General features: G+C 73.4%; 11 protein-coding genes. 3 read left to right on the forward strand and 8 right to left on the reverse strand.

Annotated elements, in window-relative coordinates; all coding sequences use genetic code 11:
- The first annotated feature begins 2 nt into the window (after window positions 1–2).
- Complete coding sequence (locus tag IM697_RS07705; RefSeq protein WP_194045937.1) at window positions 3–419, forward strand: acyl-CoA thioesterase; 417 nt, start codon at window positions 3–5, stop codon at window positions 417–419.
- Entirely contained in the window at window positions 416–1084 is a 669-nt protein-coding gene (locus tag IM697_RS07710; RefSeq protein WP_194045939.1) for a DUF8185 domain-containing protein, read from the forward strand. The genes IM697_RS07705 and IM697_RS07710 overlap by 4 nt, the downstream gene beginning before the upstream one ends.
- A gap of 24 nt (window positions 1085–1108) precedes the next feature.
- On the opposite strand, the gene IM697_RS07715 is transcribed toward IM697_RS07710, so the two are convergent.
- Window positions 1109–1522: a globin gene (locus IM697_RS07715; RefSeq protein WP_194045941.1), complete on the reverse strand. Its 414-nt coding sequence runs from the start codon at window positions 1520–1522 to the stop codon at window positions 1109–1111.
- Window positions 1523–1632: 110 nt separating this feature from the next.
- Here IM697_RS07715 and IM697_RS07720 point away from each other — a divergent pair, with 110 nt between their 5' ends.
- Window positions 1633–2619: a methyltransferase domain-containing protein gene (locus IM697_RS07720; RefSeq protein WP_194045942.1), complete on the forward strand. Its 987-nt coding sequence runs from the start codon at window positions 1633–1635 to the stop codon at window positions 2617–2619.
- A gap of 21 nt (window positions 2620–2640) precedes the next feature.
- On the opposite strand, the gene IM697_RS07725 is transcribed toward IM697_RS07720, so the two are convergent.
- The 7 genes from IM697_RS07725 to IM697_RS07755 all read right to left on the reverse strand — a co-directional run bounded on the left by IM697_RS07725 (window position 2641) and on the right by IM697_RS07755 (window position 13821).
- Window positions 2641–4182, reverse strand: coding sequence for an FHA domain-containing protein (locus IM697_RS07725; RefSeq protein ID WP_194045943.1), 1542 nt, complete (start codon window positions 4180–4182; stop codon window positions 2641–2643).
- A 38-nt stretch (window positions 4183–4220) separates the two neighbouring features.
- A complete protein-coding gene (locus IM697_RS07730; protein ID WP_194045944.1) occupies window positions 4221–5567 on the reverse strand; it encodes a vWA domain-containing protein in 1347 nt (448 codons plus the stop codon).
- A 96-nt stretch (window positions 5568–5663) separates the two neighbouring features.
- A complete protein-coding gene (locus IM697_RS07735) occupies window positions 5664–7310 on the reverse strand; it encodes a PP2C family protein-serine/threonine phosphatase (RefSeq protein ID WP_194045945.1) in 1647 nt (548 codons plus the stop codon).
- Between the two features lie 3 nt (window positions 7311–7313).
- Window positions 7314–9851 carry a serine/threonine-protein kinase gene (locus IM697_RS07740; RefSeq protein WP_194045946.1) on the reverse strand — a complete coding sequence of 846 codons (2538 nt, stop codon included), beginning with the start codon at window positions 9849–9851 and terminating at the stop codon, window positions 7314–7316.
- 25 nt (window positions 9852–9876) lie between these two features.
- Window positions 9877–11214, reverse strand: a complete 1338-nt coding sequence (locus IM697_RS07745; protein WP_194045947.1) for a coiled-coil domain-containing protein — start codon at window positions 11212–11214, stop codon at window positions 9877–9879.
- Window positions 11215–11269: 55 nt separating this feature from the next.
- A complete protein-coding gene (locus tag IM697_RS07750; protein ID WP_194045948.1) occupies window positions 11270–12355 on the reverse strand; it encodes a glutamate ABC transporter substrate-binding protein in 1086 nt (361 codons plus the stop codon).
- 14 nt (window positions 12356–12369) lie between these two features.
- Window positions 12370–13821 (reverse strand): hypothetical protein, encoded by a 1452-nt coding sequence (locus IM697_RS07755; RefSeq protein WP_194045950.1) that lies wholly within the window; start codon window positions 13819–13821, stop codon window positions 12370–12372.
- Between the last annotated feature and the right edge of the window lie 184 nt (window positions 13822–14005).

Genomic DNA, 14005 nt, shown 5'->3' on the forward strand with positions numbered 1-14005 from the left:
TCTTGCGCCACATCTACCGCTGCCCGCTGCGCTGGGCGGACATGGACGCGTACGGCCACGTCAACAACGTGGTGTTCCTCCGCTACCTGGAGGAAGCCCGTATCGACTTCCTGTTCCGCCCGGACAAGGATTTCCAGCAGGGGTCCGTGGTGGCGCGCCATGAGATCGACTACAAGCGGCAGCTCGTCCACCGGCACGCGCCCGTGGCCATCGAGCTGTGGGTCACGCAGGTCAGGGCCGCGTCCTTCACCCTCACCTACGAGGTGAAGGACGACGACCTCGTCTACGTCCGGGCGTCGACGGTGATAGTGCCGTTCGACTTCGAGGCACAGCGGCCGCGCCGGATCACCGCGGAGGAGAAGGAGTTCCTCCAGGAGTACATGGACGAGGCCGACGAGGAGGAGGCCGTCGCGGCATGACGGTCCTCCACCTCGCCGACGAGGGGGAGGCGGCGGATCTCGCGGCCTTCCTCTCCCGGCTGCTCCACTACGACCGGTCAGCCGCGGTGCGCCTCCAGGCGGCCGGCACCGCGCTCGCGGTCTTCGGACGGCCCCCGTCCTTTGAGGTGCTGGCGATCCGCGCGGTGCGCCTCGCCAAGCCGTACGAGAACGGTCTCGACGTCACGCTGGACGTGACCGTCTCCGCCGGTGAACTCCTGGAGTCCGTCGATGAGTCGGCGGCCACCGCCGTCGTGCCCCAGGCCGTGACCGGGCCGCCGTGGGCCGGAGTGCTCCCGCCGCGCGGCGGATGGCGCCCGGTGCCGGGGCTGCCCGCGCCCGACGCCCTGCGGGCGATGATCGGTGCGGGGATCGCCGAGTTCCGGTCGCGTACGCAGGAGCTGGCGGCCGAGCGGCGTACCCGCAGCGAACTCGACCGGATCGGGCGGGAGATCTGGTCCCGGACCGTCGGGGAAACCCAGCTGCCGGTACGGGCCGTGCACGCCGCCCAGTCACTGGGCTTCCTGCGCGCCACCGGGGAGCCGGCCCTGCTCTCGTCCGGCGCGTGGCTGCGGCTGCGCACGCCGTACGGGTCGATCGCCGTACGACGTGCGGGGCTCGGCGCGCTCGACGTCAGCGTCCGCTGACGGTCGCGTCGGCGGCCGGCAGGCTCAGCCCGCCGTGTTCACCATCGACGCCGCCGCGTACGTGAGGTAGTTCCACAGCGTCCGCTCGTGCTCCTCGGAGAGGCCGAGCTCGTCGACGGCGACCCGCATGTGCTTCAGCCACGCGTCGTGCGCCGCGCGGTCGACGGTGAAGGGGGCGTGGCGCATGCGCAGGCGCGGGTGGCCGCGGTTCTCGCTGTACGTGGTCGGGCCGCCCCAGTACTGGATCAGGAACAGGGTCAGCCGCTCCTCCGCCGGGCCCAGGTCCTCCTCGGGGTACATGGGCCGCAGCAGCGGGTCCTCGGCGACACCCTCGTAGAAACGGTGGACGAGGCGGCGGAAGGTCTCCTCCCCGCCGACCTGCTCGTAGAAGGTCTGCTCCTGAAGCGTGCCGCGCCGAATCTCATTCACGCCCTCCATGCTCTCAGACTCGGCGACCGAGGACTCCAGGCCTAGGACCCGAGCGACTCGTTCCGGATCGTCCGGGTCAGGTGCTCGCCTCGCACCGTCTCGCGCAGGACAGTGGACGTATGAGCGCGCACGCTCTCGACCGGGACCTGGAGGACCTCGCCGCCTCGGCGCGGGCCGCGCTGGTGCGCGAGATCGACCTGAGCGGGGCGTGGGCCGGCGACCCCGTGTGGCGGGACGTCTTCGGGGCCGTGCCGCGGCATCTGTTCGTGCCGTACTACTACGTCGGCGTCGCCGGCGGCTACGAGCGCCGCTGGGGCCAGAGCCCCGACCCGGCCGCGCGCGAGCGGTGGGTGCGCGGCACCTACGCCGACACCCCGCTGGCCACCCGGCTGCGCGACGGCGAGCTGCTCTCCTCCAGCAGCCAGCCGTCGCTGATGGCGATGATGCTGGTCGCGCTGGAGGTGCGGGACGGCGACCGGGTCCTGGAGATCGGCGCGGGCACCGGCTACAACGCCGCCCTGCTCGCCCACCGGCTCGGCGACGACGATCTCGTCACCACCGTCGACCTGGAGCCGGAGATCACCGAGTCGGCCCGGCAGCACCTGGCCGCCGCCGGATACCACCCCGCCGTAGTCACCGGCGACGGCGCACGCGGTGTGCCCGAGCGCGCCCCCTTCGACCGGATCATCGCCACCTGCACCCTGCCGTCCATCCCGCGCGCCTGGCTCGCCCAGTGCCGTCCCGGCGCCCGCGTCCTGACGCCGCTCGCCACCGGCCTGGTCGCCCTCGCCGTACGGGACGCCGAGCACGCCGAGGGGCGCTTCCTGCACACGCCCGCCTACTTCGTGCCGCTGCGCGGAGGCAGCCGCTGGGAGCCGGAGCCCGCGCACATGGGCGGGCTGCCGCGCCGGGCCCGCGAGCACGAACTGTTCCGCTTCCTGCTCGCCCTGACCCGCGGCAGCCTCGATCCGCAGGAGGCGTACGCGCTGTGGGAGCGCGAGGGGCGGCCGGAGCGACAGCGGTACGGGATCACGGTGCGCGGCGAGCACGAGTGGGCGTGGCTGGACGACCCCGAGGGGCCCTACGCGTGGCCGCTGCCCGGCTGAGACACCGGGAGCGGCCGAGAACTAGCCGCGCCGGATCGTGATCGTCGTCCACGCCCCCACGTGCACCCGGTCGCCGTCCTGCAGCGGCACCGGCACGAAGGGCTGGATCGGCTCCTCGGCGCCGTTCACCGTGGTGCCGTTCGTCGAGTTCTGGTCGACGACCGCCCAGGTGCCGTCCGGCTGCTGGACCAGGACCGCGTGCTGGTGCGAGACGCCCGGGTCCTCCGGCGGCACCGACAGGTCGATGTCGGGGGTGTCGCCGGTGGAGTGGCGGCGGCGGCCGATGGTGACCTGGTTGCCGGTGAGCGTGCGCTGCTGCTCGGGCGAGTACGCGGGCAGGTTCAGGCCCGCGGCCTCGGGGCCGGAGCGCTGCATCATCGCCATGAAGTAGTCGCGGTCCGGACCGATGGTCGCCATCCAGGTCGTCGGCTGCTGCTGGTAGCCGGGGCCGGGCGGGGGCGGGGCCTGGGTCGCGCCGGGCTGCGGGTAGCCGTAGCCGCCCTGGGCGGGAGCGCCGGGGCCCGACGAGGGCGGAGAGATCACCCAGTCGTCGTCACCGCCGCCGAAGGACGGGCCGCCGGGCTGCGGACGGTTCGGGTCCTGTCCGAATCCGGGCGGGGCCGGCGGGGCGGCGGGGCCCGGGCCGGGGCCGGTCGGCTGGAACGCCTGCGGAGCACCGCCGGTCGCGCCGGGACCGCCGGGCGGGGTGGGGCCGGGCGGCGGCGGAACCGGCCGCGAGGGGTCGCCGCCGAAGCCGGAGGGGCCGTTCATGCCCGGGCCGCCGGGGCCACCGGGTCCGCCCGGGCCGCCGGGGTTCGTGTTGCCCGGACCACCGGGACCCGCGCCGAAGCCGCCCGGGCCGCCCGGACCACCGGGGCCGCCTCCGGGACCACCGGGTCCGCCGGGACCGCCGAAGCCCGAACCGGGACCACCCATGCCACCGGGGCCGGGACCACCGGGTCCGCCAGGGCCGCCCTGAGGACCAGGACCATGACCAGGACCGGGGCCACCGGGTGCGCCAGGGCCACCCTGAGGGCCGGGACCGCCCGGGCCACCCGGGCCGCCGGGACCCCCCTGCCCCTGCGGCTCCGCGCCGAACGGCGGGATCGGTTCCGCCGGGCGGTTCACCTGGGACGGGCGCGAGCCCTGGTACTCGTACGAGTCACCGCCGCCGAACGACGGCGGAGGCCCCGACTGCTGCTGGAAGTGGGAGGGCAGGCCCGGGCCGCCGGGCGCCGGCTGGCGCGGGGCGGCGGGGGTGTACGACGTCGCGGTGTTGGTCAGGAAGTTCCACCGGCACTCCTCGCAGAACGGCGCACCGCCCTCACGCGGCGTACGGCACTGCGGGCACAGCTCCGGCTCCGGCATGCCGGACATGGGCGGACGTCCGCCCTGCTGACCGGCGTTCGGGCCACCGGACGGGCCGCCGGGCGGCGGGAAGCCATAGCCACCGCCGGGCGGGGGCGGCGGAGGGGGCGGAGGTACGGCACCGGCCATGCGGTGACCGCAGACCTCGCACCAGTCGTCGGAACCCGACTGGTGTCCGTTCGGGCAGGTCGGCATGTCGGCGCTTCCCCCTCTCAGGTCAGGGAACTTCTAGCTCACTTCTTTACACGAACAGTCTTTGTCGACCGTGTCTCGAGAGTCATCTCGTCGGCCTCCGCGACCTTCGTCTTCAGTCGCACAGTACCTGTCGTGGCATCGACCACGTCCACCACCTTCGCAAGTAGCTTCGCAGTATCCGCGTTCCCGGAGTCGTTCGCGAGCTGAACGGCGCGGCCCAGTTTGGCTGTTGCGCCATCCATATCACCCGCTTTGCGAAGATCCAGCCCTTGTTGAATGGCTTGTGCCAGTTCGGCCTGGCCGGTGTAGTGGGCGACCTGAGGGTTGATCGACGTCGAGGCGACCATGTCGTCGGTCCATACGGCCCGTACGAGACCCTGCGCGCCCAAGTTCCCCGCGCTGCCGTCGGGTTGCGGAACGACCAGCGAGACCCGGGCGGCGAGCATCTCCTGGCCGAGGTTCGCGGCCGGGACCTCGACGCAAACGTGGTAGTCACGGGACTCGTCGCCCCAGGAGCCGGTGGGGTAGTCCCCGGCGCGCGGGCCGGCCTCGGTGCGGCGGTCGGTCAACTCCTCGACCGTCGGCGCGACCTGCTTGACGAACTTGATCGTGGTGCCGACCGGCGTCCACAGCCGCAGCGCGACGTCCGCGACCTCCTTGCCCATCGCCGTCTCCATCATCCGTGTGAAGTCGGCGGCGAGACCGGCCGGGTCCGCGACGATGTCGGCGCTGCCGAGCAGCGCGGAGGCGATCCCTGTGACTTCTTTCACTTCCCAGTCGGTGCCCACGCCGCGGGCGTCACAGGTGAACCGTCCGGCACAGGCGTCGAGCGCGGCCTTCAGGTCCTCGGGCGACTCGTGCTCGTTGCGGCCGTCCGTGAGCAGGATGCCGTGCCGGATGGCGACGTCGTCCGAGGACAGCAGCCGGTCGGCGAGGCGCAGCCAGGTGCCGATGGCCGTGCCGCCGCCCGCGCTCAGCCTGCGCAGCGCCTGCTTGGCCTGGTCACGGGTGGTGGCGTCGGCCACGGCGAGGTTGCCGCCCCCCGGGTAGACCTCCTTCGCCACGTGCGTGCCGCCGATCACCGCGAAGTGCACGCCGTCGCGCAGGGTGTCGATGGCGGCGGCCGTGGCGTCGCGGGCGTTGCGCATCTTGGTCGGCGGGTAGTCCATCGAGCCCGAGCAGTCGACCATGATCGCCACGGCCGCGGACGGGCTCTGCCCCGGCGAGTACAGGTGCGGCGCGGTGACCGCGCTGCCGATCGTGCCGCCGCCGGTCGAGGTGACCGTGACGATCGCGTTGACCTCGCGGCCGCCCTCGGGCAGGTACTCGTTCTGGTACACGTCCACCGAGAACTGCGGCACGTTTGATTTCGAGAAATTGGCCATACGTTCTCAAATCCCCCTAAAGAACCCCGCGGTGGGGCCATGGCTGCCGACGGACCGGTCCCCTCCGGTCCGCTGAGGCCGTCCCCGCAGTAGGCCTCAGGCCGATCCTGCCCCCAACGGCGGCGCCGGGAACGGCAGGATCGCCACTGTTACGTTGTCGTGGCCCCCGCCGTCGAGCGCGTGTCCGACCAGTACCCGGGCGCCGTGCAGGGGGCGCGCGGCGGCGTCGAGGGGCACGACGTCGGCCATGTCCTCGGCCGCCTCCGCGTAGTTCCACAGCCCGTCGGTGCACACCACCACCACACCCGGGCGGTCCGGCTTGAAGGAAGCGGTGTGCGGCTCCAGCTCGTAGGCGTCCGCGCCGAGCCAGCCCGTGATGGCGTGGGCGCGCTCGTCGGCGTACGCCTCGGCCTCGCTCATCAGGCCCGCGGCGACCATCTGCGCGGCCCAGGAGTCGTCCTCGGTGAGCCGGGCCGGGGGAGTGCCGCGGTCGACCGGGACCCAGTAGGCGCGGCTGTCGCCGACCCAGCCGACGACCAGCAGGCCGGCGGTGACCACGGCGCCGACGAAGGTGCAGGCCGGCGCGTTCTGGTGCGGGGCCTGCTCGCGGGCCGTGGCCGGTTCGCTCGCCAGCGCGTTGACCGCGTTCGAGGCGGCGATGATCGCGTCGTGCATGGCCTGCTGCGGGTGCGTGCCGCGCGGCAGGGCGGTCAGCAGCGACTCGCTCGCGGCCCGGGAGGCGGCCATCGAGGCGTCGTCGGGGCGGGTCGCCGAGGACACACCGTCGCAGACGATCGCGAGCACCGCCGGCCGGCCGTCGGGCAGCGTGGTGCCGCTCACGGCGAACGCGTCCTCGTTGCGGTGGTGGCGCAGACCGCGGTCGCTGACGGCGGCGACGGGGCCTGCGTCCTGCTCCATGTGGTCGCGCTCGCGCGGCTGGGCGTGCCCGCAGTTCTCGCAGTACCCGTCGTGGTCGACCCGGCCCGCCCGGCACGCCACGCACACCTTGGTGCCCTCGGGCGGGGTCGGCAGGTCGGTGGCGATACGCGGGTCGGGCGCCTGCAAGGCGTACTCCTCGGGCTGCGGCGGACGGTCGAACCGCACACCGGACGCCGGGGGGACCGGGGGGACCGGGGAGCCGGTCGGGGCCGGGGGGACGGCTGGGGGGTGCGGCGCCTGGGGGCCGACAGGGCCGACAGGGCTGCCGGGGCCCGCGTGGCCGCCGGGACTTGCGGGGCCGCCCGGACCTGCAGGGCCGGATGGGCTGGCGTGCCCGCCCGGACCTGCGGGGCCGCCCGGCGCCGGATAGCCGTGTGGTGCGTGGTGGTCCGGTGCCGGGAGGCCGGGGTTGACGGGACCCGGCGTCATGCCCTGGCCGCTCGGCGGCACCTCGACCCCGCTCGCCGGCGGTGGCACCGGTGCGGAGGGCGGCGGGGACTGCGGGGGCGGGGGTGTGCCCGGGGGCACGGGGTGGCCGCCGGAGTGCGTGCCGTGGGCGTCCGCCGGCGGCTGCGAGGGCGCGGGCACGCCGGGGCCGTCCGGCGCGTGTGGGGTGGGCCACGCCATGCCGGGCGCGCCCGGGGCGGGGGGCGGCGCCGAGCCGTTCAGGGCGATGGTCGGGTGGTCGTCCGGCCGTACGGGCACGGCGGACAGGTCGTATCCGCACGCACCGCAGAAACGGTCACCCGACTCGAGCGGCCATTCGCAGCTCGGGCAGGCGGACAGCTGGGGCATCTGCGACATCAACTACACCCACGTCCGGGGGCGGTAACGGTTGGCACGTTCCACCAGGTCGATCCTCTCCTCGCCGCCCCGTGCGAGCCGGGCCAGCACGCGGTACGAACGCTCCAGGCCGAAACGCAGTCCCCGCTCGTCCAGGCCGCTGCCGAGCAGCGTCCGTCCTCCGGCGGCGGGAGGGGCGGAACCCTGGCCCCCGGAGAGTATCCAGTCCAGCGCGCAGCCGAGGACTTCCGCCGACAACTGCTCCCGGCGCGCCGGATCCAGACCGTACGCCTCCAGCGCCTCGACCTGCCCCGCGGCGGCGGTCAGGTCGTCCAGGAACGGTACGTCGGCGGCGACCGCCGTACGGCCGCGCAGCCGGGCCCGGACGGCGGCGACGCGTGCGGCCGTGTAGTGGATGGAGCTCTCCGGAACCGACTCCAGGGTCCGTACGGCGCTGCGGCGGTCGCCGGTCGCGAGCTGGACGCGGGCCAGGCCGAAGGCGGCGCTGACATAGCTGGGGTCGGTGGACCACACCAGGCGGTAGTACTCGGCGGCGTTGTCCAGCTGCCCCAGCACCTCCGCGCACAGGCCGAGGGCCAGCTTGGGCGCGGGCTCGCCGGGGAAGGCGTCGTAGATCGCGTCGAAGGCGAGCGCGGCGCCCTCGTGGTCGCCCGTGACCAGCGCGGCCACGCCGCGGTACCAGACCACCCGCCAGTCGTCGGGCCGCTCGTCCTCCAGCTCCAGCAACGCCTCGTGCGCGGTGCCGCTGTCGCCGTTCTCCAGCCAGGCCCGCACCTGCCTGAGCCGGGTCTCGGTCGACGGCGCGGGCGCGGCGGCCAGGGCGCCGAGCAGCTCGGCCGCCGCGGTGGTCATCAGTCCCGCGAGGAAACCGGCGTTGGGGTCGTCGGGGTCGACCCGGGGGACCGGCAGGGCGAGGGCGGCGGCGGGGGCGTCGACGCCCTTGACGATGCCGGGGGCGGTGGACGGGAGCGCGTTGGCGGCACCGCCGGCCTCCAGGGCGGGGGAGCCGGCCGCGGCGAGCTTCTTCCGGGAAGGCGCCACCCGCGCCCCCAGCCGCGAGACCTCGCCGTCCAGCTTCGGGAACAACTCCGTGTCCGTCACCCGCACTTCGGGCCCGAACAGCGTCGACAGCGACGGCCTGGCCCGCCCCGACTGCAGGGACACCACCTCCCGCAGCACGCCCGTGAGCTGCTCCGTCATCTCCTGGGCGGAGGCGAAGCGGCGGGCCGGGTCGGGGTCGGTGGCGCGGACCAGGAGGCGGTAGAACGACTCGTACTGGCGGAAGACCTCGATGTTGTCGGGGTCGGGCAGCGAGTCGACGTAGACGTTCGTGTAGCCCTGGAAGTCGAAGGTCAGTACGGCGAGCGTGCGCGCGACCGTGAACAGGTCGGACGCGACCGACGGGCCGACGTCCGCCACCTCCGGCGCCTGGTAGCCCACCGTGCCGTAGATGGCCGACTCCTCGTCGTCCATCCTGCGCACCGCGCCCATGTCGATCAGCTTGAGCTGGTCCTCGGTCTGGATGGCGTTGTCGACCTTGAAGTCGCAGTAGAGGAGGTTGCGGCTGTGCAGGTGCCCCAGGGCCTCCAGGGCCTCGATGCCGTACGCGCACGCCTGCTCGACGGGCAGCGGGTCGCGCCGGCCGCTCTCCGTACGGCGTGAATTCGCGATCTCCTTCAGGGACTTGCCGCCGACGTACTCCATGACGATGTAGCCGTCGAGGGAGCCGGTGCGCTGGTCGAGGTGCTCGACGAAGTTGTAGATCCGCACGATGTTGGCGTGCTCGATCTCGGCGAGGAAGCGCCGCTCGGAGATCGCCGCCGCCATCGCGTCCTGGTCGCCGGTGTCGAGCAGGCCCTTGAGCACCACCCAGCGGTCGGAGACCGCGCGGTCCACGGCGAGGTAGATCCAGCCGAGCCCGCCGTGCGCCAGGCAGCCCACGACCTCGTACTGGCCGTGCACGATGTCGCCGGCCTTCAGCTTCGGGACGAACGAGTACGGGTGCCCGCACTTGGTGCAGAAGCCCTCGGTACGGCCCGGCCGGTCGCCGCGCGCACGGCCCACCGGCGCCCCGCAGTCCGAACGCGAGCAGAAACGCTTGCGCTCGGGAACCTCGGGGTTCTCCAGCACCATCGCGCGCGGGTCGGGCCGCGGTACGTCCGGCACCTGCACCAGACCGACACCGAGCCGGCCGCGGCCGCTGGAGCCCGCCGACGAGCCGGAGCTGCGCACCGACACCGAGCGGCCCGTGGAACGGCCCGACAGCGCGCGCGACAGCCGTCCCGACACCGAGCGCCGGGACTTCGACGACTGCGACGACGTACGCGAACTGCCGCGGCTGCCGGAGCGGGAGCTGGTGCTGCCCGAGCCGCGCCCGCCCTTGCCGCCGCCCGTGACCCCGGTGGGCGGCGAGCCGACCATGCCGCTCGCCGAGACGACCGGGGCGAGCCCGCAGGTGTCGCAGTACAGCTCGCCACCACCCATGTCCTCGTACGCCCCGTCGCAGTCCGGCCGCTGGCAGGGCTGCTGTGCCTGACTCATGACGACGACTCCCCCCTGTCCTGCCTCATGCTCGCGGCCCCCCGCGATCCTCCGGCCCGCGCGGCCCCGGCACCCGGCCGCCGCCGAGCAGGTCGGCGGCCGCCTGCTGGTAGCGCAGGACCGCCTGCTCGGCGACGCGCAGGTCGCAAGGAGCGCTCCACAGCATGCGGCGGGCCGCGTCGTAGCGCTCGATCAGGAACGGGTCCTCCGCGAAGCCGTGCCGCGCGACCTTCGCCTTGTACGCGTCGAGGCGGCCGCGCAGCTCCGCGCGGACCGCCAGGGGCGCGGTGACCGCGGTCAACGACTCGCGGGCGCGCAGCAGTTCGTCCTCCGCCTTCTGCTCCAGCGACTCCAGGAGCGGGGACAGGCGGTGCCACTGCGCGTGTCTGCGGTACTCGGCGGCCGTCGCCAACTGCTCCTGCAGCGCGGTCGGCGGGCCGCTGACGACCGGCACCTCCGTGGCGGCGATCTTCGCCAGCACCTCGCCGCGCGCGGTGCGGGCCTCGGCGAGCGTGCGGTCCGCGCGCGAGAGCACGTCGCGCAGCTTGACCAGGCGCTGCTCGGCATCCTGGCGGACCGTCAGCACCGCGTCGATCTCACGGCGTACGTCCTCCAGGGCGCGCGCCTCCCGGTCGTAGACCGTGGTGTCCGGCCGGCCGCCGCCCGGCGCCGAACTGCCCGGTGCGGGGATCCAGTACGCCAGCGGGTCGGAGACCACCTGCGCGCGCAGGTGGGTGAGGGTGCGGGTGATGCGCTCCAGGTCGTCGCCGGCGGGGTGCTCGCCGGGGCGTACGCCGACGGAGTGCGCGAGCCGACGGGTGCGCTGGAGCTCCGCGGCGAGTAAATCGATCCGCGCGGGCAGCGCCGACCAGACGGCGTCGGCGGCGACGACCATGTCGAGCGAGGTCGCGTACAGCTCGTTCATCCGGTCGACCAGGGTGGCCAGCGAGAACTGCTCGCTGAGCCTGCTCGAAGCGCCTTGCAGCGTCGGCGCGTTGGCGGTCGCCGTCGCGGTCGTCGAGCCCGCGACGGTCACACAGTCGCCGCGCAGCAGCTCCGTCAGCTCCACCAGGTCGTCCCGGCTGGACCAGCGGCGACGGGCGCGGATGTCGCGGGCGGAGCGCAACGCGTCCGTGTACGCGTCGAAGTACGCCCACAGCAGCGTGATCGACGCCTCCGCGGCGATCCAGCGCTCCTTGGTGACTCCCGTGAGCTCGGCGCCCTCGAGAAGTCTGCGGCCCGCGTGGTCCTGCAGCGCGAGGAGCGAGGTCTCGATCGCCTCGTGCTCCGCGCCGAGCCGCGCCAGCGCACGGTCCACCTCGTCCCGGTCCATCACCGGCCCGGCGGGGTCCGTGACGCCCATCGATCACCTCTCGCTGCGTCGTCGTTTCGTCAGTCGTCTGTCGGTTGATGGTGGGTCACTTGTACCGGGCTTCGGGAGGGGTCGCCGACGCCGACTTCTTGTCGCCCTGATCCATGGTCGGGTGCAGCCACTTCTCGTACGACGTCTTCCAGCCGCCGTCCTCGATGTAGTTCTCCAGGGTCCGGTTGACCTGGCGTACCAGATCGTCGGAGCCCAGCTTCATCGCCACGCCGTAGTACTCGTCGGTGAACAGGCCGCCCTTCAGTTCGACGGTGGGGTCCTGCGCGGCCTGACTGGCGGCGAGGGCACCGTCGGTGACGATCGCGTCGACCTCGCCGAGCTGCAACTTCACCAGGCAGTCGAGCTGGTTGGGGACGGTGGCGGCGATGTCGGTGGAGGCGGGCAGGTCGCCGTTCTTCATGCCCGCCTGAAGGCTGTCGTAGGCCGTGGAGCCCTCCGCCGAGCAGACCTTGTTCTTCGCCAGGCTCTTGTCGAACCCGGTGATCTTCGAGGTCTTGGGGGCCAGGACCTGCTGGCCGGTGACGAAGTACGGGGCGGAGAAGGCCACTTGCCCGATGCGGTCGCAGTTGATCGTCATGGTGCGGACCACCATGTCGACCTCGCCCTTCTGGATCGCCTCGATACGGCGGCTGGTCGGGATCGCCTTGAACCGCACGGCGTCGCGGTCGCCGAGGATGTCCTCGGCGATCCGGTGGACCAGGTCGATGTCGAAGCCCTCCAGCGCGCCGGAGGGGTTGTTCGGGTCGAGGTAGCCCCAGCGGTAGCTGTTGGTGTCGATGCCGACGATCAGGCGCCGGTCCTTGCGGGCCTTGATGGCGTCGAGGGTCGCGGTGTCGCCGTTGCCGCCGGCCGGGGAAAGGCTCTTGTCCTGCGGGTTCTCGCAGTCCTCGGCCTTGGCCTGGAGGCCGTGGGTGACGCGGTGGCCGGCGGAGTCCTTGTCGCCGCCGGGGGCACCGGTGGTGCCGGATCGCTGGGAGAGCGGGAGCAGCAGGGCGAAGGCCAGGGCCATCGCGCACAGGACGGCCATCGCGCCCACGCCGCCCCAGCCGCGCAGGCCGGCCCGCAGCCGGTGCCAGGGGGTGCCGGTGCGGTGTGTCTCGTGTGCGTGGTGCGCGTTCATCGTCGTGCCCCCTCTCACCTGTACTCCGACAGCCTGCGGCCGATGCCGAGGACCGCGCCGGCCGCGCCCAGGACCGCGAGGACCGCGGCGCCGGTCGGGAGGCCGGTCAGCGAGTCCCGGCCGTCGCCCGCGGCCTGCCTGAACTCGGTCTGCTCGTGCTTCAGTGCCGTGGCCAGGGCCTGGTCGACGTTGTCGAAGCACACGCTCGTCGGCTCCTTCGCGGTGCCGATCACACGGTCGCGGGCGGCCTGGTAGTTGCCCGAGTCGTTGTCGTCGCGGGCGATGCCGTGGCGGTCCTTCCAGATCTTCATGAAGCCGTTCGCGTCCTGCACCGGCTTCCTTCCCGCCGAGTCGTCGGCGAGGCCCGCGGCCCGGGTGAGCGCCTTGCCGAGCGCCTCGATCTCCCGGTCGTAGCCCCACTCGTACGCGTCCACGACCGTGTCGTCGTCGAGTGTCCTGGTGTCCGCGCCGCGGCGGACCAGGGCGAGGTTCTCGTCGCTGCGGGCGGTGAGGGAGGCGATACGGGCCTCGTGCAGCACGTTCAGGGAGCGGACGCCGTGGTCGTAGGAGTCGTTCAGGCCCACGCGGGCGACGGTGTGCCCCACGGCGAGCCACAGCAGGACGACCGTGGCGGCTGCCGTGGCGGTGACCAGGCCGTGGTTGAGGACCCTGTTCGTGCGCTGGTAGTTGCGGCGCTGGGCCCAGGCGAGGCAGGCCAGGGCGGCGATGCCGAGGCCCGCGGCCGCCCAGGGGAACGACTTCGCGTCGGCGTAGTCGTCGCGCAGACGCTGGTTCTCGGTCTCGTGGAGCTTCTGGGCGGCCGGCAGCATCTTCTGCTGCATCATCTCGTTCGCGGCGCGCAGATAGGCGCCGCCGACGGGGTAGCCCTGGCGGTTGTTGGCCCGCGCCGTCTCGACCAGGCCGTTGTACTCGGGGAGCAGCCTGCTGAGTTCGGCGATGGTGTGCGCCGAGGTCGAGCCCGGTTCGGAGTTGGCGGCGGCGGTGACGAGTTTGGCGGCCGCCGTGCGGATGTCCGTCTCGTAGCCCTCGCGCATGGCGGGCTTCTCCTGCAGACCGGCGAGGTAACCGCTGGCCGCGGCGGTGTTGGCGTCCGCGAGGGAGCGGTAGATGTCGGCCGCGTCCGAGGTGAGGGGCTGGCTGCGGTTGAGGACGTCGTCGGCCGCGCTCGCGCGCTCGGTCATCTGCCAGGCGGCGATGGCGCCGAACGCGATGACGAGGAGGGCGAGGAGGGCGCCGATGATGCGCAGGCGGCCGGGTTCGGTGGTGGCGGCCGCGCGGAGCTGGTCGAAGCCCTCGGCGAAGGCGGTGCGGCGGGGCTCGGTGGGGGCGGGATCGGGTGCGGCCGGGCGGTGGGGCTGTGGGGGGACGGACGGCATGGTGGGGGTGGAGTGCACCGGGTCGTGGCCCGGTGGCGGTGCGGTGCTGCTCTTCGGCGTCTGCGTCACTGTTGACCTCCCCCGTGGTCATCCGTCGCGGCAAGTATCGCTGCCGGGACTGACATCCGCACCGGCCTTCACTGGATCTTGATCGGATCGCAGCGGAGCGCCTGCCGGCGGCCGACAGGATCCCGCACCTCCCCTGCCCATGAATACGCCGTGGGAATCGGATCGGTTCCGCCCTGGGGCTGCC

This window comes from Streptomyces ferrugineus (assembly GCF_015160855.1).
In the GTDB taxonomy this organism is placed as follows: Bacteria; Actinomycetota; Actinomycetes; order Streptomycetales; family Streptomycetaceae; genus Streptomyces; species Streptomyces ferrugineus.